We start from the raw sequence: 421 nt of genomic DNA on the forward strand, positions 1-421 counted from the left end.
GCCCCCGCCTGCCGCGCCCGGACAGCCGGCCGTCGAGCCGCTGCGCATCGTCGTCGTCGACGACAACCGTGACTCGGCCGATACGCTCGCGGTGCTGCTGCAACTGAAAGGGCACGCGCCGCGCGTCGCGTACAACGCGAACGAAGCGCTCGCGCTCGCTCGCGACTACGCGCCGCAGTTGATGCTCCTCGACCTGACGATGCCGGACGTCGACGGCTTCACGCTGTTGCAGGAGCTGCGCGCGATCGACGCGCTGCGCGACACGACCTGCGTCGCGCTGTCCGGCCACGCACGCGCGTCCGACCTCGAACACACCGCGCACGCGGGTTTCGACGACCATCTCGTGAAGCCCGTCGAGATGGCCGTCCTCGATGCGCTGCTGCAGCGCGTCGCGCGGCAGGTTCAGGACGCGCCGTAAGCG

General features: G+C 70.8%; 1 protein-coding gene. It reads left to right on the plus strand.

Annotation, left to right across the window (positions count from 1 at the left end; translation table 11 throughout):
- The coding region (locus H3O04_RS35720; RefSeq protein ID WP_202589553.1) for a response regulator at nt 1-418 on the plus strand (418 nt) is incomplete at its 5' end.
- Nucleotides 419-421 lie beyond the last annotated feature (3 nt).

It is taken from the genome of Burkholderia sp. KCJ3K979 (assembly GCF_016759955.1).
Classification (GTDB): Bacteria; Pseudomonadota; Gammaproteobacteria; order Burkholderiales; family Burkholderiaceae; genus Burkholderia; species Burkholderia orbicola.